This window comes from Streptomyces sp. R11 (assembly GCF_041051905.1).
Classification (GTDB): Bacteria; Actinomycetota; Actinomycetes; order Streptomycetales; family Streptomycetaceae; genus Streptomyces.
In genome coordinates this window covers 6,715,193-6,740,071 of the sequence record NZ_CP163432.1, presented here as the reverse complement: position 1 = coordinate 6,740,071, position 24,879 = coordinate 6,715,193, and the positions used below count along the sequence as shown (strand labels likewise).

The 24,879-nt window shown below is 68.6% G+C and carries 19 protein-coding genes and 1 rRNA gene; 9 read left to right on the top strand and 11 right to left on the bottom strand.

The features are described from left to right. Positions 1-86: 86 nt before the first annotated feature. The 4 genes from AB5J55_RS31140 to thyX form a co-directional block, all read right to left on the bottom strand. Positions 87-1,612: ribosomal RNA gene (locus AB5J55_RS31140) — 16S ribosomal RNA — on the bottom strand. Between the two features lie 508 nt (positions 1,613-2,120). Beyond that, complete coding sequence (locus AB5J55_RS31135; protein WP_369273793.1) at positions 2,121-3,806, bottom strand: ribonuclease J; 1,686 nt, start codon at positions 3,804-3,806, stop codon at positions 2,121-2,123. A 155-nt stretch (positions 3,807-3,961) separates the two neighbouring features. Beyond that, entirely contained in the window at positions 3,962-4,861 is a 900-nt protein-coding gene (dapA, locus tag AB5J55_RS31130) for a 4-hydroxy-tetrahydrodipicolinate synthase (RefSeq protein ID WP_369273792.1), read from the bottom strand. Between the two features lie 213 nt (positions 4,862-5,074). Continuing rightward, a complete protein-coding gene (gene thyX, locus AB5J55_RS31125; protein WP_369273791.1) occupies positions 5,075-5,815 on the bottom strand; it encodes an FAD-dependent thymidylate synthase in 741 nt (246 codons plus the stop codon). A gap of 192 nt (positions 5,816-6,007) precedes the next feature. Here thyX and AB5J55_RS31120 point away from each other — a divergent pair, with 192 nt between their 5' ends. Then, positions 6,008-6,244: a hypothetical protein gene (locus tag AB5J55_RS31120; RefSeq protein WP_369273790.1), complete on the top strand. Its 237-nt coding sequence runs from the start codon at positions 6,008-6,010 to the stop codon at positions 6,242-6,244. A 90-nt stretch (positions 6,245-6,334) separates the two neighbouring features. Beyond that, positions 6,335-6,889 (top strand): PH domain-containing protein, encoded by a 555-nt coding sequence (locus AB5J55_RS31115; protein WP_369273789.1) that lies wholly within the window; start codon positions 6,335-6,337, stop codon positions 6,887-6,889. An 84-nt stretch (positions 6,890-6,973) separates the two neighbouring features. Here the strand turns inward: AB5J55_RS31115 and AB5J55_RS31110 are convergent, their stop codons facing one another. The 6 genes from AB5J55_RS31110 to eccD form a co-directional block, all read right to left on the bottom strand. Then, on the bottom strand, positions 6,974-7,426 hold the full coding sequence (locus tag AB5J55_RS31110; protein WP_369273788.1) for a hypothetical protein: 453 nt from the start codon (positions 7,424-7,426) through the stop codon (positions 6,974-6,976). A gap of 9 nt (positions 7,427-7,435) precedes the next feature. Further along, the gene (gene dapB, locus AB5J55_RS31105) at positions 7,436-8,188 is read right to left on the bottom strand and encodes a 4-hydroxy-tetrahydrodipicolinate reductase (RefSeq protein ID WP_369273787.1); all 753 of its coding nucleotides are present in this window, start codon (positions 8,186-8,188) and stop codon (positions 7,436-7,438) included. Positions 8,189-8,244: 56 nt separating this feature from the next. Further along, positions 8,245-9,624, bottom strand: a complete 1,380-nt coding sequence (locus AB5J55_RS31100; RefSeq protein ID WP_369273786.1) for a M16 family metallopeptidase — start codon at positions 9,622-9,624, stop codon at positions 8,245-8,247. Continuing rightward, complete coding sequence (locus AB5J55_RS31095; RefSeq protein ID WP_369273785.1) at positions 9,621-11,843, bottom strand: polyribonucleotide nucleotidyltransferase; 2,223 nt, start codon at positions 11,841-11,843, stop codon at positions 9,621-9,623. The genes AB5J55_RS31100 and AB5J55_RS31095 overlap by 4 nt, the downstream gene beginning before the upstream one ends. A gap of 289 nt (positions 11,844-12,132) precedes the next feature. Next, positions 12,133-12,420 (bottom strand): 30S ribosomal protein S15, encoded by a 288-nt coding sequence (gene rpsO, locus AB5J55_RS31090; RefSeq protein ID WP_147994107.1) that lies wholly within the window; start codon positions 12,418-12,420, stop codon positions 12,133-12,135. Positions 12,421-12,618: 198 nt separating this feature from the next. Then, entirely contained in the window at positions 12,619-14,076 is a 1,458-nt protein-coding gene (eccD, locus tag AB5J55_RS31085; RefSeq protein WP_369273784.1) for a type VII secretion integral membrane protein EccD, read from the bottom strand. Positions 14,077-14,353: 277 nt separating this feature from the next. Between eccD and eccCa the strand changes: the two genes are divergently transcribed. The 6 genes from eccCa (at position 14,354) to AB5J55_RS31055 (ending at position 23,046) form a co-directional block, all read left to right on the top strand. Beyond that, positions 14,354-18,301, top strand: coding sequence for a type VII secretion protein EccCa (gene eccCa, locus AB5J55_RS31080; RefSeq protein WP_369273783.1), 3,948 nt, complete (start codon positions 14,354-14,356; stop codon positions 18,299-18,301). A gap of 154 nt (positions 18,302-18,455) precedes the next feature. Then, positions 18,456-18,842, top strand: coding sequence for a hypothetical protein (locus tag AB5J55_RS31075; RefSeq protein ID WP_363032250.1), 387 nt, complete (start codon positions 18,456-18,458; stop codon positions 18,840-18,842). A gap of 84 nt (positions 18,843-18,926) precedes the next feature. Next, complete coding sequence (locus AB5J55_RS31070; protein ID WP_328878828.1) at positions 18,927-19,244, top strand: DUF397 domain-containing protein; 318 nt, start codon at positions 18,927-18,929, stop codon at positions 19,242-19,244. A gap of 117 nt (positions 19,245-19,361) precedes the next feature. Then, complete coding sequence (locus tag AB5J55_RS31065; RefSeq protein WP_369273782.1) at positions 19,362-21,314, top strand: ATP-binding protein; 1,953 nt, start codon at positions 19,362-19,364, stop codon at positions 21,312-21,314. A 34-nt stretch (positions 21,315-21,348) separates the two neighbouring features. After that, positions 21,349-22,680 (top strand): SUKH-4 family immunity protein, encoded by a 1,332-nt coding sequence (locus AB5J55_RS31060; RefSeq protein WP_369273781.1) that lies wholly within the window; start codon positions 21,349-21,351, stop codon positions 22,678-22,680. 60 nt (positions 22,681-22,740) lie between these two features. After that, the gene (locus tag AB5J55_RS31055; RefSeq protein WP_328878831.1) at positions 22,741-23,046 is read left to right on the top strand and encodes a hypothetical protein; all 306 of its coding nucleotides are present in this window, start codon (positions 22,741-22,743) and stop codon (positions 23,044-23,046) included. 57 nt (positions 23,047-23,103) lie between these two features. Here the strand turns inward: AB5J55_RS31055 and AB5J55_RS31050 are convergent, their stop codons facing one another. Further along, a complete protein-coding gene (locus tag AB5J55_RS31050) occupies positions 23,104-23,532 on the bottom strand; it encodes a hypothetical protein (protein WP_365064171.1) in 429 nt (142 codons plus the stop codon). 117 nt (positions 23,533-23,649) lie between these two features. Between AB5J55_RS31050 and AB5J55_RS31045 the strand changes: the two genes are divergently transcribed. Further along, positions 23,650-24,303 (top strand): hypothetical protein, encoded by a 654-nt coding sequence (locus AB5J55_RS31045; RefSeq protein ID WP_363032258.1) that lies wholly within the window; start codon positions 23,650-23,652, stop codon positions 24,301-24,303. Positions 24,304-24,879 lie beyond the last annotated feature (576 nt).

The window sequence follows — 24,879 nt, the reverse complement described above, 5'->3', positions numbered from 1 at the left end:
CACCCATGAGCAACCACCGCAGAACGTTTGCCTGCGTAGTGGCCTCTGACCTCGTCCCGAAGGACTCGGTAAGAAGTGCTCCTTAGAAAGGAGGTGATCCAGCCGCACCTTCCGGTACGGCTACCTTGTTACGACTTCGTCCCAATCGCCAGTCCCACCTTCGACAGCTCCCTCCCACAAGGGGTTGGGCCACCGGCTTCGGGTGTTACCGACTTTCGTGACGTGACGGGCGGTGTGTACAAGGCCCGGGAACGTATTCACCGCAGCAATGCTGATCTGCGATTACTAGCAACTCCGACTTCATGGGGTCGAGTTGCAGACCCCAATCCGAACTGAGACAGGCTTTTTGAGATTCGCTCCACCTCACGGTATCGCAGCTCATTGTACCTGCCATTGTAGCACGTGTGCAGCCCAAGACATAAGGGGCATGATGACTTGACGTCGTCCCCACCTTCCTCCGAGTTGACCCCGGCGGTCTCCTGTGAGTCCCCATCACCCCGAAGGGCATGCTGGCAACACAGAACAAGGGTTGCGCTCGTTGCGGGACTTAACCCAACATCTCACGACACGAGCTGACGACAGCCATGCACCACCTGTACACCGACCACAAGGGGGGCACTATCTCTAATGCTTTCCGGTGTATGTCAAGCCTTGGTAAGGTTCTTCGCGTTGCGTCGAATTAAGCCACATGCTCCGCTGCTTGTGCGGGCCCCCGTCAATTCCTTTGAGTTTTAGCCTTGCGGCCGTACTCCCCAGGCGGGGAACTTAATGCGTTAGCTGCGGCACCGACGACGTGGAATGTCGCCAACACCTAGTTCCCACCGTTTACGGCGTGGACTACCAGGGTATCTAATCCTGTTCGCTCCCCACGCTTTCGCTCCTCAGCGTCAGTAATGGCCCAGAGATCCGCCTTCGCCACCGGTGTTCCTCCTGATATCTGCGCATTTCACCGCTACACCAGGAATTCCGATCTCCCCTACCACACTCTAGCTAGCCCGTATCGAATGCAGACCCGGGGTTAAGCCCCGGGCTTTCACACCCGACGTGACAAGCCGCCTACGAGCTCTTTACGCCCAATAATTCCGGACAACGCTTGCGCCCTACGTATTACCGCGGCTGCTGGCACGTAGTTAGCCGGCGCTTCTTCTGCAGGTACCGTCACTTTCGCTTCTTCCCTGCTGAAAGAGGTTTACAACCCGAAGGCCGTCATCCCTCACGCGGCGTCGCTGCATCAGGCTTTCGCCCATTGTGCAATATTCCCCACTGCTGCCTCCCGTAGGAGTCTGGGCCGTGTCTCAGTCCCAGTGTGGCCGGTCGCCCTCTCAGGCCGGCTACCCGTCGTCGCCTTGGTGAGCCATTACCTCACCAACAAGCTGATAGGCCGCGGGCTCATCCTTCACCGCCGGAGCTTTCAACCTTCACAGATGCCAGTGAAGGTGGTATCCGGTATTAGACCCCGTTTCCAGGGCTTGTCCCAGAGTGAAGGGCAGATTGCCCACGTGTTACTCACCCGTTCGCCACTAATCCCCACCGAAGTGGTTCATCGTTCGACTTGCATGTGTTAAGCACGCCGCCAGCGTTCGTCCTGAGCCAGGATCAAACTCTCCGTGAATGTTTACCGGTAATCCGGTGCAACACCACGAGAGCGGAACAGCCAGGCGGAATAAGCCCGGCCGTTCACAGCGTCCTCGCTGTGTTTTTTCAAAGGAACCTCGCCACCGAGAACTAGTGTTCCGGTAGACGGGGTATCAACATATCTGGCGTTGATTTTTGGCACGCTGTTGAGTTCTCAAGGAACGGACGCTTCCTTTGTACTCACCCTCTCGGGCTTTCCTCCGGGCGCTTCCCTTCGGTCTTGCGTTTCCGACTCTATCAGATCTTTTCTCGATCCGATTTCCTCGGTGCTTTCCAGGTTTCCGCTCTCGCGTTTCCCTTTCCGGCGACTCCGACTTTATCAGAGATTCTGAGTCGGAATTCCCGCCCCTCCAGGGACTGGTTCCGGCACACGAGGTGGTCGGGTTCCCGTTCGGGCGGAGCCGTAAACGTACTGGAGCGGGGCGCCTCGATGCAAATCGAGGCGCCCCGCTCCGGGTTCGCACGGTTCAGCGTCCGACGGACCGTCAGACCTCCACGACGACAGGGAGGATCATCGGCCTGCGGCGGTAGGTGTCCGAGACCCACTTGCCCAGGGTCCGGCGCACGAGCTGCTGCAGTTGGTGGGGTTCGACCACGCCGTCCTGGGCCGACCGCTCCAGCGACTCCGTGATCTTCGGGATGACGTCGCCGAAGGCGGAATCCTCGATGCCGGAGCCGCGGGCCTGGATGTGCGGGCCGCCCGTGATCTTGCCGGTCGAGGAGTCCATCACCACGAACACGGAGATGATGCCCTCGTCGCCAAGGATCTTGCGGTCCTTGAGCGCCGGCTCGCCCACGTCGCCGACCGAGAGGCCGTCGACGTACACGTACCCGGCCTGGACCTTGCCGGAGATCTTCGCCTTGCCCTCGATGAGGTCGACGGCGACGCCGTCCTCGGCGATGACGATGCGGTCGTGCGGGACACCGGTCAGGGCGCCCAGTTCGGCGTTGGCGCGCAGGTGGCGCCATTCGCCGTGCACCGGCATCAGGTTCTTCGGGCGGCAGATGTTGTAGAAGTACAGGAGCTCGCCGGCGGACGCGTGGCCCGAGACGTGCACCTTGGCGTTGCCCTTGTGGACGACGTTCGCTCCCCAGCGGGTCAGGCCGTTGATGACGCGGTAGACCGCGTTCTCGTTGCCTGGGATCAGGGAGGACGCCAGGATCACCGTGTCGCCCTGGACGATCCGGATCTGGTGGTCCCGGTTGGCCATGCGGGACAGGGCCGCCATCGGTTCGCCCTGGGAGCCCGTGCAGACCAGCACGACCTCGTGGTCCGGGAGGTCGTCCAGCGTCTTGATGTCCACCACCAGGCCCGGGGGGACCTTCAGGTAGCCCAGGTCCCTGGCGATGCCCATGTTGCGGACCATCGAGCGGCCGACGAAGGCGACCCGACGGCCGTACTCGTGGGCCGCGTCCAGGATCTGCTGGATGCGGTGGATGTGGCTGGCGAAGCTCGCCACGATGATCCGCTTGCGGGCGTTCGCGAAGACCTGGCGCAGGACGTTGGAGATGTCCCGCTCGGGCGGGACGAAGCCCGGGACCTCCGCGTTCGTGGAGTCGGAGAGGAGGAGGTCGATGCCTTCCTCGCTCAGTCGTGCGAACGCGTGCAGGTCCGTCAGACGGTTGTCCAGCGGGAGCTGGTCCATCTTGAAGTCGCCCGTGTGGACCACCATGCCGGCAGGCGTGCGGATGGCCACCGCGAGGGCGTCCGGAATGGAGTGGTTGACCGCGACGAACTCGCAGTCGAAGGGGCCGATGCGCTCGCGGTTCCCCTCCGCCACCTCGAGGGTGTACGGGCGGATGCGGTGCTCCTGGAGCTTGGCCTCGATGAGGGCGAGGGTCAGCTTGGAGCCGATCAGCGGGATGTCCGGTTTCTCGCGGAGCAGGAACGGGACGCCGCCGATGTGGTCCTCGTGACCGTGCGTGAGGACGATGCCCTCGATGTCGTCGAGGCGGTCCCGGATGGACGAGAAGTCCGGCAGGATCAGGTCGATTCCGGGCTGCTCCTCCTCGGGGAAGAGCACTCCGCAGTCGACGATCAGTAGGCGGCCGCCGTATTCGAAGACCGTCATATTGCGGCCGATCTCACCGAGGCCGCCGAGTGGGGTGACGCGCAGGCCGCCCTCGGGGAGCGGTGGGGGCGTGCCGAGTTCAGGATGCGGATGACTCAAAAGACTCTCCTCACCACGCGCGCCACGTACCGGTTGGGCACGTGGCGCGCGTGACGTTCGTGCAGAAGCAGTTGTCGTTGTGGGGTGCAGGCACCGGTGGCCCGCGTATTCAGTTGTGGAGTCTGTTGTGCGCGCGTGGAGCGCGAAGTCTGGTGTTAGAGCTGTACCCCGCCTGCGGCAAGATCGATCTTGAGCTGCTCGATCTCCTCGGCTGAGCACTCGGCCATCGGTGCGCGCAGCGGCCCCGCGGGCAGGCCCTGGAGGGTGAGCGCGGCCTTGGTGGTCATGACGCCCTGGGTGCGGAACATGCCGGTGTAGACCGGGAGCAGCTTCTGATGGATCTCCGTGGCCTTCTGGACGTCGCCCGAGGTGTACGCCTCCACGAGCGCGCGCAGGTCGGGGGTGACCACATGGCCGACGACCGACACGAAGCCGACCGCGCCCACGGAGAGCAGCGGCAGGTTCAGCATGTCGTCGCCGGAATACCAGGCGAGGCCGGAACGCGCGATGGCCCAGCTCGCGCGGCCGAGGTCGCCCTTGGCGTCCTTGTTGGCGACGATCCGCGGGTGCTCGGCGAGGCGGACGATCGTCTCGGTGCTGATCGGGACGCCGCTGCGGCCGGGGATGTCGTAGAGCATGACCGGCAGCTCGGTGACGTCCGCGATGGCCTTGAAGTGCCGGTACAGGCCCTCCTGCGGGGGCTTGTTGTAGTAGGGCGTGACGACCAGGAGGCCGTGCGCGCCCACCTTCTCCGCCGCTCGGGCCAGCTCGAGGCTGTGGCGGGTGTCGTTGGTGCCGACGCCGGCCACGACGTGGGCTCGGTCGCCGACGGCCTCCAGTACCGCTCGGACCAGTTCCGATTTCTCCGCGTTGCTGGTGGTGGGCGACTCGCCGGTGGTGCCGTTGATGATCAGGCCGTCGTTGCCTGCGTCCACCAGGTGCGTGGCGAGCCGCTGCGCGCCGTCGAGATCAAGTGCGCCGTCCGCCGTGAAGGGCGTGATCATGGCGGTGAGGACCCGCCCGAAGGGGGTCTGCGGAGTGGAGGTCGGAGCCATGGGTTACACGCTACTCGTTGCGCACGACCTGGTCTGCCCTAGGGGGGTGGGGGAAAGTCAGGACAAATAAGGAGCCCGGCACTGCCTGCTCGGGGGTTCAAGCAGTGCCGGGTCCGTTTGATCAGGCTAGATGAACTTCTCTAAATGCCGCAATACGGACACTTCATGCGGCTGGGCCGTGCGGCCGTGCCCGGTCCGGGGAACGCCGGTGCCTTACGGCGCCACGCGGCCGTTGGCATTGAAGGCCGCGTGGGTGAGCGGCATGAGCTCGGCCCACGCCTCCTCCATCTTCTCGCCGACCATCTCGATCTCCCGCTGCGGGAAGGACGGGACCTTGGCCAGCTCGTGCTGGGTGCGCAGGCCGAGGAAGTGCATCAGGGAGCGGGCGTTGCAGGTGGCGTACATCGAGGAGAACAGGCCGACCGGGAGGACCGAGCGGGCGACCTCGCGGGCGACGCCCTGGGAGAGCATCTCCTGGTAGGTCCGGTACGCCTCGCGGTACGACCCCTCCATGGCGTGCTGCACGAAGTCGTGCTGCTCCGGGGTGCCCTCGACGAAGACGTACTTGCCCGGGCGGCCCTGCTGCACGAGCTTGCGCGAGGTGTCCGGCACGTAGAACACCGGCTGCAGCTCCCTGTAGCGGCCGGACTCCTCGTTGTACGACCACCCGACGCGGTGCCGCATGAACTCGCGGAAGACGAAGATCGGGGCGCTGACGAAGAACGTCATGGAGTTGTGCTCGAACGGGCTGCCGTGCCGGTCCCGCATGAGGTAGTTGATCAGGCCCTTCGAACGCTCCGGGTCCTTGTTCAACTCATCCAGGGACTGCTCCCCGACGGTCGACACCCGGGCCGCGAACAGCACGTCGGAGTCGGCCGCGCTGTGTTTGACCAGTTCGACGGTGACATCGCTGCGCAGGTCGATCTTGAAATCGTCGTCGGGGGTGGGGGTCACGGTTCGGAGGGTCCTTCCCATCTCGTCTCTTGGCGACGCCACTCTACGTCCCATCAAACGGGACGTTCGCCGTCGTGACCGAAGGGAGGTCGTGATGGAAGGAAGTCGGTGAAACCGGGCACCTTTTGGGGCACTCGCTCGTCTGTGTTGATGAAAGTGATTCGTTCGATCCCGAAGGGGGACGCACCCTCCATGTTCCGTCGGCGTGAGCCCGTTCCGTTCGCCTTTCTCGCCGAGGCCGACAGGTTCCGCAGCAATGTCACTCCCCCACCCCGTGAGCGGGCGTCCGTCGGCCAGATAGCCGGGCGATGGCTGCTGGGGCTCACCATCGTCGCCGGGCTCGCCGGCTCGCTGGTGGTGGGCACGCCCGCGTTGTCCACCGACACGGGGACGCAGACTCAGCAGTCCCAGGCCTCCCAGGGGCGCTGACTCCATCGGACCCCCAAGGGTGGTGAGTGGGGACACAGGTCGATAGCCTCACCGGGCACAGCCCATGCATGGAACGAGTGAGGACCAGCCGTGCCCCTGCCCTTCCTGACGGCCGACCGCGCATTCGAGACAGCCGACGATGTCGCGCTGCCCTTCGACGACCTCGACCGCTGGCGGCGCCCCTACCGGCCCGGTCCGTGCCGCGTGGGCGTGGCCGCACTGTGGCTGCTGCTCGCTTCGTACGTCCTGTTCGCCGCGGTCATCATCGCCCTGACGGGCACGGTGCCCGAGGCCGCGGTCGTCTTCGGCATCGCGCTGGCCGTCATCGCGGGAGCCCTGAGGCTGCTGCGCATGGGCGTGTGGGTGAGCGCGAGCGGGCTGCGCCAGGTGAAATTCTTCGCCACGCGTACGGTGCCCTGGCAACAGGTCGCCGCAGTGCGGACGGTGCAGCAGCCGGTGCGCTGGCTGGGGCTGCCGCGCACGGTGCAGGGGCAGGCGCTGATGCTCGTACGGCGCGACCGTGCGGCGGATGACATGCCGACGCTGATGACCACGCACAACGCGGACTTCCTGGGCAGGGTCGCGGCGTTCGACCGGGCCACCGACGCGGTCGAGGCGTGGGCCGGGGAGAACACGCACGGCTGATCGAGCCGAGTAAACCGAAGGGGCCGGTCCGCAGCGAGTGCGGGCCGGCCCCTTCGGCTTGCGGCTGAGCAGTCCTCGTAGGGCTCAGGCCTCGACGGTCTTGCCGTCGTGGAGGGCGATGGCGCGTTGCATCGCCTTGCGGGCGCGCGGAGTGTCGCGGGCGTCGTGGTAGGCCACGGCCAAGCGGAACCAGCTGCGCCAGTCGTTGGGGGCGGCTTCCGTCTCGGCCCTGCGCCTGGCGAAGACCTCGTCGGCCGAGTCACGGTCGATACGGCCGCTGGGGGTGCGCTTCAGTTCGTCGACGGGCAGGGCGCCCTCGGCGTCGAGTTCGGCGGCCAGCGCGTTGGCCCGGCGGACGAACTGGGTGTTCTTCCACAGGAACCACAGGCCGATCACCGGCAGGATCAGCACCGCCACCCCGAAGGTGACGGTGAGGACCGTGCCGGACCGGATGAGCAGCACGCCACGGCTGCCGACCAGGATGAAGTAGACGACCAGGACGGCGGCCGTTATGAGGTAGGAGATCTTCGCGCGCATCTGTGAGCCTCAGCCCAGGTCCAGGAAGTGCTCCAGGCCGAAGGTCAGGCCCGGAGTGGTCACCACGCGGCGGGCGCCGAGCAGGATGCCCGGCATGAAGCTGCTGTGGTGGAGGGAGTCGTGGCGGACGGTCAGGGTCTCGCCCTCACCGCCGAGCAGGACCTCCTGGTGGGCCAGCAGGCCGCGCAGGCGGACCGCGTGCACCGGGATCCCGTCGACGTTGGCACCTCGCGCGCCGTCGAGGGCCGTCTCCGTGGCGTCCGGCGCGGGCGCCGTTCCGGCGGCGCGGCGGGCCTCGGCGATGAGCTGGGCCGTGCGCGTGGCCGTACCGCTCGGGGCGTCGACCTTCTTCGGGTGGTGCAGTTCGACGACCTCGACCGACTCGAAGTAGGGCGCGGCGATCTGCGCGAACTTCATCGTCAGGACGGCCCCGATGGAGAAGTTCGGCGCGATGAGCACGCCGGTCTCCGGGGACTCCGCCAGCCATGCCTTCAGCTGCGCGAGGCGCTCGTCGGTCCAGCCCGTCGTACCGACGACGGCGTGGATTCCGTGCCGTACGCAGTAGTCGAGGTTGTCCATCACCGAGGCCGGCGTGGTCAGTTCGACGGCGACCTGGGCGCCGGTCTCCGCCAGGGCCTCCAACTTGTCGCCCCGGCTCAGGGCGGCGACCAGCTCCATGTCCTCGGCGGCCTCGACCGCTCGTACCGCCTCGGAGCCGATGCGGCCCTTGGCACCGAGGACCGCCACGCGCAGCTTGCTCATCTTTCTTGCTTCCTTACGTCGGATGTTCCGCGTCGGATGTTCCGTGGGTGGACGGGTCAGGCCACGGCGTCGTTCAGACGGGCTGCCTGCTTGTCCTTGAGCGGGCCGATGACCGACAGCGAGGGCCGCTGTCCGAGGACCTCGCGGGCGACCGCGCGGACGTCGTCCGGAGTCACGGCCGCGATCTGGGACAGCATGTCGTCGACGGACATCTGCTCGCCCCAGCACAGCTCGCTCTTGCCGATGCGGTTCATCAGCGCACCGGTGTCCTCGAGGCCGAGCACGGTGGAGCCGCGGAGCTGGCCGATGGCGCGGTCGATCTCGTCGTCGGACAGGCCGTGTTCGGCGACCTGGTCGAGTTCGTCGCGGCAGATCTTCAGCACGTCGTGGACCTGCGAGGGCCTGCAGCCCGCGTACACACCGAACAGCCCGCAGTCGGCGAAGCCGGAGGTGTACGAGTACACGCTGTAGGCCAAGCCGCGCTTCTCGCGGACCTCCTGGAACAGGCGGGACGACATGCCGCCGCCGAGGGCCGTGTTGAGGACGCCCAGCGCCCAGCGGCGGTCGTCCGTGCGGGACAGGCCGGGCATGCCGAGGACGACATGGGCCTGCTCGGTCTTGCGGCCGATCAGCTCGACCCGGCCCGCGGCGCGGATGGTGCGCCGGCCGTCGCGCGGCCCGATGGGCGCGGCGTCACCGTTCTTGAAGGCGCCGGCCTTCTCGAAGGCCGCACGGACCTGCCGTACGACCTTGTTGTGGTCGATGTTGCCCGCGGCCGCCACGACCAGGTGGGTGGGGTCGTAGTGCTTCTTGTAGAAGCGGCGGATGCGGTCGGCGGTGAGGGCGTTGACGGTGTCGACCGTGCCGAGGACCGGGCGGCCGAGGGGGTTGTCGCCGAACATGGTGTGCGCGAACAGGTCGTGCACGCAGTCGCCCGGGTCGTCCTCGGTCATGGCGATCTCTTCGAGGATCGCGCCCCGCTCGACGTTGACGTCCTCTTCGAGGATGAGGGAGCCCGTCAGCATGTCGCAGACGACGTCTATGGCGAGCGGCAGGTCGGTGTCGAGCACGCGCGCGTAGTAGCACGTGTACTCCTTCGCCGTGAACGCGTTCATCTCGCCGCCGACGGCGTCGAGCGCGGCGGAGATGTCCAGGGCGGACCTGCGGGTGGTGCCCTTGAAGAGCAGGTGCTCCAGATAGTGCGTGGCGCCGTTCAGGGCCGGGGTTTCGTCGCGGGAGCCGACGTGCGCCCAGATGCCGAAGGTCGCCGAGCGGACCGAGGGCAGGGTCTCGGTGACGATCCGCAGGCCACCGGGGAGGGTGGTCTTGCGGACGGTGCCGATGCCGTTCTCGCCCTTGATCAGGGTTTGGGTACGGGCGACGGCCCGCGCCTCCGAGGAGGTGCGGCCCCTCGCCGTGGAGCTACTCGACGTCACTTGTCGGTGTCGTCCTTCTTGTCGTCCTCGGAGCCTTCCTCGCCCTCGATCACGGGGATGAGGGAGAGCTTGCCGCGCGAGTCGATCTCGGCGATCTCGACCTGGACCTTCTGGCCCACGCCGAGGACGTCCTCGACGTTCTCCACGCGCTTGCCACCGGCCAGCTTGCGGATCTGCGAGATGTGCAGCAGACCGTCCTTGCCGGGGAGCAGGGAGACGAAGGCACCGAACGTCGTCGTCTTCACGACCGTGCCCAGGTAACGCTCGCCGACCTCGGGCATCGTCGGGTTGGCGATGCCGTTGATCGTGGTGCGGGCGGCCTCGGCGGCCGGGCCGTCGGAGGCACCGATGTAGATGGTGCCGTCGTCCTCGATCGTGATCTCGGCGCCGGTGTCCTCCTGGATCTGGTTGATCATCTTGCCCTTGGGGCCGATGACCTCGCCGATCTTGTCGACCGGGATCTTCACGGTGATGATCCGCGGCGCGTTCGGGGACATCTCGTCCGGCGTGTCGATCGCTTCCATCATCACGTCGAGGATGTGGAGGCGGGCGTCACGGGCCTGCTTCAGGGCGGCGGCCAGGACGGAGGCCGGGATGCCGTCCAGCTTGGTGTCGAGCTGGAGGGCGGTCACGAACTCCTTGGTGCCGGCGACCTTGAAGTCCATGTCGCCGAAGGCGTCCTCCGCACCGAGGATGTCGGTGAGGGTGACGTAGTGCGTCTCGCCCTCGATCTCCTGGGAGATCAGGCCCATGGCGATACCGGCGACGGGGGCCTTCAGCGGCACACCGGCGTTCAGCAGCGACATGGTGGAGGCGCAGACCGAGCCCATGGACGTGGAGCCGTTGGAGCTCAGCGCCTCGGAGACCTGGCGGATCGCGTAGGGGAACTCCTCGCGCGTCGGCAGGACCGGCACGACGGCGCGCTCGGCGAGCGCACCGTGGCCGATCTCGCGGCGCTTCGGGGAGCCGACGCGGCCGGTCTCACCGGTGGAGTACGGCGGGAAGTTGTAGTTGTGCATGTAGCGCTTGCGCGTCACCGGCGACAGCGTGTCCAGCTGCTGCTCCATACGGAGCATGTTCAGCGTGGTGACGCCCAGGATCTGGGTCTCGCCCCGCTCGAACACGGCGGAGCCGTGCACGCGCGGGATGGCCTCGACCTCGGCGGCCAGGGTGCGGATGTCGGTGACACCGCGGCCGTCGATGCGCTTCTTCTCCTTGATCACGCGCTCGCGGACCAGCTGCTTGGTGAGCGAGCGGTACGCGGCGGAGATCTCCTTCTCGCGGCCCTCGAACTCCGGCAGGAGCTTCTCGGCGGCGAGCGCCTTGACGCGGTCCAGCTCGGACTCGCGCTCCTGCTTGCCGGCGATGGTCAGCGCGGAGGCGAGCTCCGGGCGGACGGCGGCGGAGAGCGCCTCCAGGACGTCGTCCTGGTAGTCGAGGAAGATCGGGAACTCGCCGGTCGGCTTGGCGGCCTTCGCGGCGAGGTCGGCCTGGGCCTTGCAGAGCACCTTGATGAAGGGCTTCGCGGCTTCCAGACCGGCGGCGACGACCTCCTCGGTCGGGGCCTCGGTGCCACCCTGGACCAGCTTGATGGTCCCCTCGGTGGCCTCGGCCTCGACCATCATGATCGCGACGTCGCCGTCCTCCAGGGTGCGGCCCGCGACGACCATGTCGAAGACGGCGTCCTCGAGCTCGCTGTGCGTCGGGAACGCCACCCACTGGCCGCGGATCAGCGCGACGCGGACGCCGCCGATCGGGCCGGAGAAGGGCAGGCCGGCCAGCTGCGTGGACGCGGACGCGGCGTTGATCGCCACGACGTCGTACAGGTGGTCGGGGTTGAGCGCCATGATCGTGGCGACGACCTGGATCTCGTTGCGAAGGCCCTTCTTGAAGGACGGGCGCAGCGGGCGGTCGATGAGGCGGCAGGTGAGGATGGCGTCCTCGGAGGGACGACCCTCACGGCGGAAGAAGCTGCCGGGGATCTTGCCGGCGGCGTACATCCGCTCCTCGACGTCCACCGTCAGGGGGAAGAAGTCGAGCTGGTCCTTGGGGTTCTTGGAGGCGGTGGTGGCCGACAGCACCATGGTGTCGTCGTCCAGGTACGCCACGGCGGAGCCGGCGGCCTGCTTGGCCAGGCGGCCCGTCTCGAAGCGGATGGTGCGGGTGCCGAAGGAGCCGTTGTCGATGACGGCCTCGGCGTAGTGGGTCTCGTTCTCCACTAGCGTTTTCTCCGTTACTTTTCGTCTGCGTTACGTCTTTTGTCCCGATCCGCCCGTGTGGCGGGGGGACGTGTGCGGAGAAGCGCTCCATCTGGTGCGGGCCGGTCTTCGATCGAAGCACCCGGGTTCGCATTGCCCGGGGGCCACTACCGAGGACCGGCGGCGGCGAGGCGCACTTCTCCTCGTGGTATTGCGTTGTGCTACCACACTACAAAGGGGCGGTGACACTCCGCACGTACGGCAAAGGGAGCGGCCCCCTAAGAGTGGGAACCGCTCCCTTCACGGCGTCTTACTTGGCGCCCGCCGCACCGCGGCGGATGCCGAGGCGGTCGACCAGCGCACGGAAGCGCTGGATGTCCTTCTTCGCCAGGTACTGGAGAAGGCGGCGGCGCTGACCGACGAGGATCAGCAGGCCACGGCGGGAGTGGTGGTCGTGCTTGTGGGTCTTGAGGTGCTCGGTCAGGTCCGAGATGCGACGCGAGAGCATGGCGACCTGGACCTCGGGGGAGCCGGTGTCGCCCTCCTTGGTACCGAACTCGGCGATGATCTGCTTCTTCGTGGCGGTGTCGAGCGACACGTGTACTCCTCGTAGTCTCTGATTGCCACCGAGTGCCCCTGGTCCACTTCTCAGGGGAGCTTCCGTGACTCGGGAGGCGGGGATCCGCTGGGCGCGTCCTCCAGGTGGACCCGGAGGCGCGTACACAAACGGCCGTCACACAGCGTACCAGCACACGGGCACGCTCTTGACAGGCGGGCCCCCGGGGCCCGCCGCGGGTCAGACGCCGCCGCGGACCTTGCCGTAGACGTCGAGGACGGCCAGGCAGATCGGGATCAGGGAGAGCAGTACCAGCGAGTCGGCGAGGTCCAGCATGCGGCCCCAGAAGGGGGAGAGCCCCTTCTGCGGCACGATCAGGGCGATCGCGATCAGCAGCAGCACACCGGCGCCGACGGAGGCGCCGAGCCACAGGGTGCGGACGTCGACCGGGCCGGAGTTGCCCTGGAGCAGCTCCATGACGATGTCGGCCGGCGGCGAGATCGCGAGGCCGAGGACCAGCAGGCCGAGCGTGACGACACCGGCCACGAAGAGGCAGGTGACCTGGGCGGTGTAGCGGAACAGACGCGCCCGCAGCATCGCGGCGAGGCCGGCGCACAGAGCCAGCAGCTGGGCCCAGCCGTTGTCGCTGAAGCCGAGCACCGCGCCGCCCGCGCCGATGATGACCGCGGCGCAGCCGCCGACCAGGCCGAGCAGCAGTTCGTGGCCACGGCTGGTCTGGGCGACGATGCGCTGGACGTCGACCGCCTCGAGGTCGCCCTCGTGGCCCTCGCGACGGGCCCGGGCCAGATCCTCGGGGTTGCGGAAGCCGATCGGCAGCTTGGCGAAGCGGGCCGACCAGCCGGGCAGGAAGCCGACGACCGCCAGGGCGACGACCGCTGTACCGGCCGCGATCTCCCGCGGCTGGGCCTCGGTGAGCACCCCGCAGAACACGGCGAGCGTGCCGATCGCGGAGGCGAGCGCGGCGGCCACGAACGGGGCGTCGCCCTGCGGCAGCAGCATGATCAGCACGACGGAGAACAGCAGGACGGCGACGCAGCCCACCAGGAACTGGAGCCTTCCGGGGCCCTCACCCGCGTCCTGGGAAATGACGCCGGAGCCCGCGATGAGCGCGTGCGGCAGCGCCGAGATGCCGAGCGCGACGGCGGAGCCGCGGTCCTCGTAGACCCGGGCGCGTACGCCGGCGAGTGCCGTCAGGGCGAGCGCGGTCACGCCGGCGAGGATGCCCTGCAGGCCGTGCATGTCGTGCCGGAGCGGGTCCGCGAACCAGAAGACGAAGCCGAGCATGACCAGCAGCAGCGATCCGGCGACGAGACCGGCGAGCCGCATCAGGTTGTCGTTCCAGCTGCGCAGGTCCTGCTTGACCGCGGCGGCGATCGCGTCCACCACGTCGTCGTGCACGGCCGGCGGCAGCGAGTCGGCGAAGGTCCGCAGCAGCAGCACCTCACCGTCCCTGACCCGGTGCTCGAGCAACGAACGGCTCGCGTCGAGCACTTGACCCTCGCGGGTCACAAGGTGGTAACCGGAAGGACTGGTGTCCGACTGAACCAGGCCCGAGAGCCTGATGATCTCAGGAAAGAGGTCCTGGATCGGCAGGTCCTCCGGCAGCGCGACATCTACACGGCTGTCCGGCGCTGCGATGGTGATTCGGCAGAAACCTGTCGAAGTCCCCGTGCTCACCTGGTGTTCCCCCTGCTAGACAAGGCTTCCTCGCGCCGCTCGTACGACACGGAGCGCCACCATATCCGTTGCGGTACCCGGGAAAGGACCTACCTCCCCCATTCCTCCCAGGACCTGCGCCGCATCTCCATCCGCCTCCCTCCCTCGGGCACGCGGCGCATCAGTAGGATCGCTGTCTACGCGAACGACGCCTACGCGAACGAGAACACGTCGCGGTACACGGGGGCGTCGGTGCCAGGACGTATCACGTATCAATCGCGAAGGATGAGTGCATTCGGTGAGCGTCGTCATCATCAAACGACCACCGCGGATAGTGCCCCCGGCCGTCCCGGAGGGCGAGGTCAAACTCGAGACGCCTCCTGAGATCCCTCGCGAGGGCGACGAGAGCATGCTGATGAACCTGCTGCCCATGATGGGCATGGTGGGTTCGGTCGGCTTCTTCTTCATGCCGGGCCTCCCCTCGTACATGAGGGTCGTCGGCGGGCTGATGCTCGCCTCGACGCTGGCCATGGCCATCGCCCAGTTCGCCAAGTCCCGTCAGCAGGGCGGCGGCGCGGGGATGGCTCAGGACCGGCGTGACTACTTCCGCTACCTGGAGCAGGTCCGCAAGGACGTACACAAGACCGCCGATCTGCAGCGGCAGAGCCAGCTCTTCCAGCACCCCGACCCGGAGCAGCTGTGGGCGGTCGCGGCGGACAGCAAGCGGCTGTGGGAGCGGCGCCCGACGGACGCGGACTTCGCCTCCGTGCGGATCGGTCGCGGCATCCAGCAGCTGAACACCCCGCTCGTAGCGCCTGAAACGGCGCCCAAGGAGGAGCTGGAGCCGCTGACCGCGGCGGCCATGAAGGCCTTCCTCGACGCGCACGGCAGTCTGTCCGACCTGCCGGTCGCCGTCTCGCTGCGCGCCTTCTACCACGTGACGGTCTGCGGTGAGACGGAAACGGTCTACGGCAACGCCCGCGCGTCCCTGTCCCAGCTGGCGACGCTGCACTCGCCCGAGGACCTGATGATCGCCGTGGTGGCGCATCCCTCTGCGGCGGCGGACTGGGACTGGATCAAGTGGCTGCCGCACAGCCAGCACCCGAAGAGCAAGGACGGGGCGGGTTCGTCCCGGCTGCTCTTCGACGACCTGGGTGAGCTGGAGGAGGCGCTCGCGGACCAGCTGGACGACAGGCCCCGCTGGAACCGTGAGGCCACCCCGGTCTACGACCAGCCGCACCTGATCGTGGTGCTCGACGGCGGCACCGTGCCGCCGGACTCCGAACTCGCCAGCAGCGAGGGCCTCCAGGGCGTCACCTTCCTGGAGATCGCGCCCGGCGAGCTGGAGGATGAGCTGCGGGCCGGCCTGACGGTCTATGTGAAGCCGGATCGGATGCGGCTGTTCGTCGGGCACGAGTCCGCGTACACCGGCAAGCCCGACCTGCTCAACCCGGCGCAGGCCGAGTCCCTGGCGCGGCAGCTGGCCCCCTTCCGGGTCGGTTCCGCGGAAGAGGGCGAACCGCTGCTGTCCAACCTGGACTTCACGGACCTCATGGGCATCGGCGACGCGGGCACAGTCGACGTCTCCCGCACCTGGCGGCCCCGCACGCTGCACGAGCGGCTGCGCGTGCCGATCGGTGTCGGCGAGAACGGCGAGCCGGTCATGCTGGACCTCAAGGAGGCCTCGCAGGAGGGCATGGGCCCGCACGGCCTGTGCGTCGGCGCGACCGGCTCCGGCAAGTCCGAGGTGCTGCGTACGCTGGTGCTCGGTCTCGCGGTCACGCACTCCTCGGAGACGCTGAACTTCATCCTCGCGGACTTCAAGGGTGGCGCCACCTTCGCCGGCATGGCGGACATGCCGCACACCGCGGCCGTGATCACCAACCTCGCGGACGACCTCACCCTCGTCGACCGTATGCGCGACTCGATCATGGGTGAGACGCAGCGCCGTCAGGAGCTGCTGCGCTCGGCCGGTAACTACGCCAACCTGCACGACTACGAGAAGGCCCGGGCGGCGGGTGCCGCGCTGGAGCCGATGGCCTCGCTGGTCATCGTGCTCGACGAGTTCTCCGAACTCCTCACGGCCAAGCCGGACTTCATCGACATGTTCATCCAGATCGGCCGTATCGGCCGTTCGCTGGGTGTGCACCTGCTGCTGGCCTCGCAGCGCCTGGAAGAGGGCAAGCTGCGCGGCCTGGACACCTATCTGTCGTACCGGATCGGTCTGCGGACCTTCTCCGCCGCCGAGTCCCGTACGGCGATCGGTGTCCCGGACGCCTACCACCTGCCGTCGATCCCCGGCTCGGGCTATCTGCGGTACGACACCGACACCATGGTCCGCTTCAAGGCGGCGTACGTGTCGGGGGCGTACCACGGCGAGGGCCCGTCCCGGGTGCACCGCTCCACGCAGCTGCGGCCCGCGCTGTTCTCGGCGCAGCACGTGGCGCTGCCCCCGCAGCCGGTGATCGAGGAGCCGGAGCCCGACAACCGGGTGGACGACGCGCTCGCCGACACCGTCCTGGACGTGCTCGTCAGCCGGATGATCAACCAGGGACCGCCCGCCCACCAGGTGTGGCTGCCCCCGCTGGAGGAGGCGCCGTCGCTGGAGCAGCTGCTCCCGCAGCTCGCCGTCACCCAGGACCGCGGACTCACCGCACCCGACTACACGGCGCTCGGCCGGCTCAACGTGCCGGTCGGCCTGGTCGACAAGCCGTTCGAGCAGCGCCGCGACGTGCTGTACCGGGACTTCGCGGGCGGTGCGGGCCACGGTCTGTTCGTCGGTGGTCCGCAGTCCGGCAAGTCGACGCTGCTGCGCTCGCTCATCTCGTCGTTCGCCCTCACCCACACGCCGTCCGAAGTGCAGTTCTACTGCCTGGACTTCGGTGGTGGCGGTCTGATCTCGATGGAGGAGCTGGCACACGTCGGCGGCGTCGCCAACCGTCTCGACGCCGAGAAGGTGCGCCGTACGGTCAGCGAGGTCGAGGGCATCCTCAACGCGCGTGAGGAGTACTTCCGCACCAACAACGTCGACTCGATCCAGACCTACCGGCAGCGCCGGAACTCGGGCCAGCTGCCGGACCAGCTCTGGGGCGACGTCTTCCTCGTCATCGACGGCTGGGCCACCTTCAAGACCGACTACGAGATGCTCGAGGCGACCGTCACCGAGATCGCCACGCGCGGCCTCGGCTTCGGTGTGCACGTGATCCTGACGGCGAGCCGCTACACCGAGGTGCGACCCGCGCTCAAGGACATGCTGCAGAACCGCATCGAGCTGCGGCTCGGTGACCCGACGGAGTCCGAGATCGACCGCAAGGTCGCGCAGAACGTCCCCGCCACCGTGCCGGGCCGCGGTCTGACCTCGGACAAGCTGCACTTCATGGCGGGTCTGCCCCGCGTCGACGGCTCCTCGGAGACGGAGGACCTGTCGGAAGCGACGTCGATCCTCGTGCGCGGCATCAACGACAACTGGACGGGCCCGCACGCCCCGTCCGTGCGTCTGCTGCCCACGATGATGCCGGCGGACGGGCTGCCCAAGGGCTTCGAGCACCCGGACCGCGGTGTCGCCATCGGCATCGACGAGTCGTCGCTGTCGCCGGTCTTCGTCGACTTCGAGACGGACCCGCTCTTCATCGTGTTCGGTGAGAGCGAGTCCGGTAAGTCCGCGATGCTGAGGCTGCTCGTCAAGCAGATCACCGAGCGCTACACGCCGGACCAGGCGAAGATCGTCATGGGTGACTACCGGCGCGCCCACCTGGAGGGAGTGCCCGACTCGCACCTGTCGCGGTACTGCGCCTCGGCCCCGGCCCTGACGGAGACGCTGGAGGGCCTGGCCGGCTCGATGCACCGTCGGATGCCGGGTCCGGACGTCACGCCGGAGCAGCTGCGCAACCGCAGCTGGTACAGCAGCCCGGACGCGTTCGTCATCGTCGACGACTACGACCTGGTGGCGACCGGCGTGAACCCGCTGGCCCCGCTCCTGGAGTACCTGCCGTTCGCCCGTGACGTCGGCCTGCGCATCATCATCGCGCGCTCCTCGGGCGGTGCGAGCCGGTCGCTGTACGAGCCCGTGATGCAGCGGATGCGCGAGCTCGGCGCCCAGGGTGTCGTGCTCTCCGGCGACCGGGCGGAGGGTGCGCTGCTCGGCAACATCACCGCGACGCAACTGCCGCCCGGGCGTGGGCACTTCCACACGCGGCGTCGGGGTGGGCAGCTGATTCAGACGGGTTGGGTGCCGAACCGCTTCTGAGGGACGGTCGGTCGATCGGGAGGGGCGGTACCCACGTGGGTGCCGCCCCTCTCCGTTGCCCACGTGAGGGCTGGGTCCCGGACGGGTGTCCCCGTTAGAGTGGCGTTGCGACAGAAGAGACGAGCCACGGGGGGCAGTTGTGTCGTCGGACTACATGGACTCCGACCCTGAGGTCCTCAAGACCGAGGGCTTTCACATGTTCGGCGTCGGCGTGGACTTCGCCAAGGCCGTCACATCCCTGCAGACCGGGCTGACCGCGCTCGAGAAGGGCGACACCCCGCCGTGGGGTGACGACGACATCGGCGAGAAGTTCGGCGTCGTCTACGAGGGCCTGCGCGACGGCATGTACGAGTCGATGGCCAGCCTTGCGGAGCGCATCGCAGGCATGGGCGTCGCCTTCACCAAAATGGGCGTGGCGCACGAGAAGAACGAGGCCGAGCAGGACGCCATCTGGCAGCGGACGACGTCCGAGTACGACGGTCAGGTGCAGGTGCCGACCGGTGTCGTGCACAGCAACCTGCGGCCTCGCCAGGACCTCTGATCCTCGACAGGCACGTGCGGGGCCTCCGACGCAAGTAGGCTGAGTCACGTACGTCGTTCGCACGTCAGGAAGAGGCCCAGCGGCATGACCGAGGCACGCAACAACGAGGTCGGGACTCAGTCCGAGGACGTCAAGGCGCGCAAGGAGCGGGAGCGGGACGAGCTGTACGCCCTCGACATCTCGGGGGTCGAGTGGCAGTGCGCGCCCGGTACCGAGGCGCACGAGGAGCGGGTCGAGATCGCGTACCTGCCGGCGGGCGCGGTGGCCATGCGCTCGTCCCTGGACCCCGGCACCGTGCTGCGGTACACCGAGGCGGAGTGGCGGGCGTTCGTCCTGGGGGCGCGGGACGGGGAGTTCGATCTGGAGGCCACGCCGCGTAATGGTGGGGTGGCGGCGGAGTAGGTCGGCTGCGGGGGTACGCCGTCGGCGGTCGAGGACGGGCCCGACCGTGGGACCGGCCCGGCGCCTAAGATCAAGGTCCTACGAAAATGCGTCCGCGATGACGGAGGACGGGGACCCATGACCGGCACGACCGAGCACCACGCACCGCACCCCCACATAGGCGGCAGGACCGCCGCGTTGCGCGCGCTCACCGCCTGGCGCGGTGCCGCGCCCGGCGCGCCCCGCGTGGTCGTGCTCACGGGCAGCTCCGGAAGCGGGCGTTCGCGGCTGCTCACCGGGTTCCTGATGCTGTGCGAGCCGGAGTACCGCAAGCGGCTGCCGCTCGACGAGATGGACCCGTCGACGGTGCCGCCGGACCTGCCGGCCCCGGCCGTACCGGCCCCCGGGGGGTTGACCGCGGCCCAGGTCCTGTGGCTGCTCGCCGATCACTACGAGCTGAACGCCACCAGTGTCGAGGGCGTGTACGCCGAACTGGCGGCACTCGACGAGCCGGTGACCGTCGTCGTACCGGACGTCGACCGTGCCGGTCCGGTGCGGACGGCGGGCGAACCCGCACGGCTGGTACGGGAGGTGCTCTCCCCCCTGGCCGCCACGGAGACGGTCCGGCTGCTGGCCGAGGTGCCGCGTCCGCTGGCAGCCGAGCTGGCCGAGGTCCTGCCGTCCGGCACCGTGCAGATCATCGATCTCGACGAGCCGGAGTGGGCCGACCCCGAGGGCCTGCTGCGGCACGCGCAGGCGGCGCTGAGCGCGGAGTTCGGAGCACCCGAGCTTCCGTTCACCGTGGATCCCGCCTCCCGTCTCGCCCTGGGAGCGGCCATCGGCCGCCGGGCCGGGACCAGTCCGCTGGTCGTCCAACTCGCCGTCAACTGCATCCTGATGGCTCCGGAGGGCTTCGACCCGGCTGACGAGAGGTTCCTGCCGACGTCTGTCGGTGAGGCCCTGGACCTGCACGCCAGGCGGCTCGGCACCGACTCGCAGACGCTGCGGCTCCTGCTGGCACCGCTCGCCCTGGCCGAGGCCGACGGTCTGCCGATCCAACTGTGGGCGCGGCTGGCGAGCGCGGTCGCCGGGCAGGACATGAGCCAGGCCATCGCGGGCGGGATGCTGCTCGCCGGGCCGTTCGTGCAGCCCGATGAACCCGACGCGGACGCGGCGGACGACGAGCAGGCGGACGGCGGGCGTACGTTGCTACGGCTCCTGCACCCGGCCATCAGCGACGAGATCCGCGCCGGGCTGCCGAACGTTGCCGCCGCCCAGAGCCAGATCGCGATGGCCCTGCTGGAGGCCGTGCCCGAGCAGGACTGGGGGAAGGCCGACCCCTACGTACGCGACAACATCGCGGGCCACACGCTGGAAGCGGGGCTCCTGCCCCAACTCCTCACCGACCCGGGGCTGTTCGTCCACGCCGATCCGGTGCCGTTGCGCGCCGCCATCGAGGCGGTACCGACCGAGGAGCTGGGCGCCCCCGCCCGCACGTACCTGCGTACGGCGCCCCTGCTGACCCGCACCCAGGCGCCCGCCACGCTGCGCGCCGCCCTGCTGGAGACCGCGTTCGTCGAGGACGGCCTGCCCGAGTACGCCGAGGCGATCCACCAGCGGCTCGGGCTGGAACTGCCGTGGCAGACGCTGTGGAGCCTGCCGGTCCCCGGCATCAGCAACGTGACCGTCGGCAGCCTGCCTCGCCCCGACGGAGCCGCCACCCCGGTCGCCGTAATGGTCGTGCCCGCGGGCACGCCGGGCGCACGGCCGGTCGGTGCGCCCGGCGAGGAATCCGGTTCCGCGGTGCTGGTCCATGGCCTCGTACAGCCTGATCACCTCGGCGACATCGACCCCGAGCGGATCCTTCGCCCGTCGGAGGAGGAACGTGCCGCCGCTCCGCTGGGGCTGAGCCGCGGCGCCGACTACCTGCGTGTCTGGAACCGGACGGATCAGGAACTCGTGGCCGCGCTGATCTCGGACACGCCATTCACCGCGGCCGACCTGTCCGCCGACGGCATCCTGCTCGTCGCCACCGAGCGCGGAGCGAAGGCCCTCCGTATTCGCGCGGCGGGCGCGGGGATAGCCTCGTAGGCAGCCACAACCGATGACTTCGAAGGAGCCTCCCGTGACCAGCCAGGAGCAGGCGCTCGCCATCGCCGACCGTTGGCTCAACCCGGAAGGCTCCACGGAGCCGCGCCGCGAGGTGCGGACGCAGGAGTTCGACCTTGGCTGGGTCGTGTGGGCGGCGCCTGCGGAGCCCGAGCGTGACCCGGAGACCGGTCAGCGGCGGCCGCCTGCCGACATCGGCAACGCGTGCGGGGTCGTGGACCGTCGTACCGGCGAACTGACGGTCTGGCCGTCGGTGCCGGTCGACGAAGTTGTGCAGATGTACCGGCAGAAGCACGGAGGGGCGGGACAGGGCGCGGGCGCGTCCGAAGGCGGCGCCCGTCCGGTCACCGGTCCCGGCAACACCGCTGTCTTCACGTACACGGACCCGGCGAACGGCGAGGAGACCAACCTCTTCCGCACCTCCGCCCCGGGCCTGCCCCCGGCCGAGTACCAGGCGTGGGCCGAGCTGCGGCGGATGAACGTACCCACCGAGAACGTCGTGGCCATCCACACCGACCTGCGTCCCAGCCTGCTCCCCGGCGGTTACACGGCCGAACTCCTCAACACCTTCCGCAACGCCCAGCTCTCCTGCTCACAGACCTACGGGGCTCGTCCCGAGGCGCGCGCGGAGGGCATCGCAGCGCTGGTCGAGCAGGTCGAGACCATGCACCGGATGGCCGGCCAGCAGCCGCCGCCCCGCCCGCACCGCGTCCCGGTACCTGCGCAGGTGACGCCGGCCGAGCCGATGCGTGACGTGGCCCTGGGCCGTCATCTCGTGGAGGTCTTCGGCGAGGACGGCGTCCGTCGCTTCGACGCCGACGACATCACCGCCAGCGCGCTGCCCGAGGCTGCCGGGGCGACGCTCACGTGGGCGGGGCTGCCGGCCGACCTCCCGCTGTTCTTCACCGCCGACCGGTCGGACGCCCCACCGGCCGGTGGCCTGTTCACCGACGTCGCCACGAATCTGCGCGAGCGGCGCAGCCCGGCCGGCGAGGAGAAGATCGGCGCCCTGGCGCACCTGGTACGGATCGGCTTCGACGGGGTCGCAGTCATCGCCGTGCAGGTCCTGCCGGGCTCGGGACAGCCGGACGGCCTCGGCGCGCTCTGGGCGGTGGACCCGGTCACCGCCGCGGCTCGCTACGTCAACGTCTCGGTTGCCGCCTTCGCGCGCTCCCTGGCGCTGCTCGCCGACGCACGGCAGCGGCTGCAGGGTCTGGACCCGGTCGCGGCCGGCGCGGAAGTGGCGGCGCTGCAGGAGCAGTTGGCGGCCGTGGACGCGTCCGCGCTGGGCAACGCGGACACCTGGTGGTCGCTGATCGTCGAGCAGATGTGGCACGGGCTGTTCTGACCGGCCCGGTCCCCTGGGCAGATCCCCACCGCGGCAAACGAGACAACAAGGAGAGCGACCGTGACTTCGGACCACCCGGCAGCGCCCACCACCTCCGACCAGGCCCTCGCCATCGTGCGCAGCCGCTTTGCGCAGCCCAGGCTGCCGGACGGCAGTCCCGCCGAACTGCGCGTCGAGGAGTTCGACATCGGCTACCTGGTGTACGCGGTGTTCCCGCCCGTCACGGACGCCGCCGGGCGGCCTCAGCCGGCTCCGCCCGGCGGCAGCAAGATCGTGGTCTCCAAGGAGACCGGTGAGACCGTCACCGTGCCCAACTATCCGACTGAGGCGGCCATCGCGCTGTACCGGAAGCAGCGCCAGGCATGACACGTACAGCTCGGGCGTGAACTACGGCTCGGGCGTGAACGTACTTCTCGGGCGTGCTCAGTACAGCGAGAACCCGCCGCTGTGCCGTCCCTGGTTCTTCTTCCCGGACTGGGAATCCTCGCCCTGCGCCCGCTTCGGATCCGACGGCCCGGCGGCGGGGTCACCGCCGGTGAGCGGCTCGCCGTGCCTGATCTGGTCGCGCTCGTCCTCCGAGAGCGACTCCCACTGACCGCGCAGGGAGGCCATGCCTCCGCCCAGGGCTCGTGACACCGCGGGGTCGTCCATGGCGTCTCGCAGGGCGAGGCGGCCGGAGAGCAGCTTCTTGGCCGCCTCCTGCAGGTCCTTGCCGCCGGCGTCGGACTCGGACAACTTGCGCAGGGCGGAGTTCAGGGAACGGATCTGTTCGGGTTCGAGTGCCTCGTCGAGCACGCCGCGCTCCTGCGAAGAGCCCTGCGGGTTGGGTGAGTTCTCGGGTTGCCTCGTCATGTCGCTGCCTCTCGTCGCCTCTCGACACCTGAAGTATCTCCCGTCACACGGGGATGCCATGCTGGGGCCCCCATCGGCCGTAGAGAAGAAGGACCGCATCGGAAGGACCGCATCGTCATGGCTCGGACGCAAGGCACAGGAAGCGGCACCGGCGTCGACCGTTCCCTCGCCGGCCTCCTCGGCAGAGCCTTCGGGCGCCTGGGGCGCGCGGGCGGCCTGGTCTTTCTGATCGCGGGCCTCGGGCTGAGCGGGTTCGGCGCGTACGAGGGGGCGTACGCGGCCGGTTGGGCGGGCACCCACGGCACGCTGACGGTGCAGCAGTGCGAGGTGAGCTACCCGAACAACGCCTCCCGCAGCAGCCGTAAGAACCGCCGTCCCGTCCGCTGCGAGGGCACGTTCGTCGCCGAGGGCGGCAAGGGCACGGACGCCCACGCGGCGGTGCAGGTCAGGCAACGGTACGTGCAGGGCACCGAGTTGTCCGTGCAGCAGACGGAGCCGCCGACGTCGGAGGGCGGTACGGGTGCCGACTACGTCCAGGCCGGGATGGACCGGGCCTGGCGCTGGTTCGCCGCGTTCTTCGGCGGCTGGGTGTTCACCGGACTCGGGGTGTTCTGCCTCGCCACCGGGTTCGCTCCGTTCGGGCAGAGCCGTGTCTCGTTCGACGCTGCCTGGGAGGCGGCCGGGCGGGGAGTGACACGGTCGCTAGTGATCGGGGCGATCGGGGTGGGGATCGTCGGCTCCGCGGTGTCGTTCTTGATCAGCTACTTCTGACCCGGTGACGGTCCGGCTGGCGTCGGGGGATAGCCTGCGCCGGGTCAACTTCACGTTGACCTTTGGCAGTTCATTCAACGTTCAGCCAATTACGGGGTTCCCGGGCATGTCGACGCCTCCACCGCAGTATCCGAATCAGCCGTACGGCCAGCCGCAGCAGCCATACGGTCAGCCTCAGCAGCCGTACGGCTACCCGCCGCAGCTGCCGCAGCCGCCGTCGTCGTCATAGCGATCTTCGGTGGGCTGGGCTACTACGTCTGGGACTACAACACCAGCCCCACCGGGGGTAAGGCGAAGGCGGAGGCTTCGGCGTCCGCGGCCGCCGAGGAGGACAAGACGCACGACCCCGAGATCGGCGACTGCGTGAAGGTCGCGGACCCTCAGGGCGAACCGCTGCCGACAGTCGTCGACTGCGGCTCGCCCGAGGCCGAGTACAAGACAGGGGCCCTGTTCCCCGGACAGGACCAGGAGTGCTCGGCGAAGTACGACTACGGCATCCAGTACCGCAACAGCCGGGGGGTTCGACTACACGTTGTGTTTCACCAAGGTCTGATGGTGATTCACCAAGGTCCGATC

Coding starts and splice junctions, on each gene's coding strand:
- dapA (WP_369273792.1), bottom strand. CDS start 4,861: ATGGCTCCGACCTCCACTCCGCAGACCCCCTTCGGGCGGGTCCTCACC.
- AB5J55_RS31120 (WP_369273790.1), top strand. CDS start 6,008: ATGTTCCGTCGGCGTGAGCCCGTTCCGTTCGCCTTTCTCGCCGAGGCC.
- AB5J55_RS31110 (WP_369273788.1), bottom strand. CDS start 7,426: ATGCGCGCGAAGATCTCCTACCTCATAACGGCCGCCGTCCTGGTCGTC.
- dapB (WP_369273787.1), bottom strand. CDS start 8,188: ATGAGCAAGCTGCGCGTGGCGGTCCTCGGTGCCAAGGGCCGCATCGGC.
- AB5J55_RS31075 (WP_363032250.1), top strand. CDS start 18,456: ATGGACTCCGACCCTGAGGTCCTCAAGACCGAGGGCTTTCACATGTTC.
- AB5J55_RS31070 (WP_328878828.1), top strand. CDS start 18,927: ATGACCGAGGCACGCAACAACGAGGTCGGGACTCAGTCCGAGGACGTC.
- AB5J55_RS31065 (WP_369273782.1), top strand. CDS start 19,362: ATGACCGGCACGACCGAGCACCACGCACCGCACCCCCACATAGGCGGC.
- AB5J55_RS31050 (WP_365064171.1), bottom strand. CDS start 23,532: ATGACGAGGCAACCCGAGAACTCACCCAACCCGCAGGGCTCTTCGCAG.
- AB5J55_RS31045 (WP_363032258.1), top strand. CDS start 23,650: ATGGCTCGGACGCAAGGCACAGGAAGCGGCACCGGCGTCGACCGTTCC.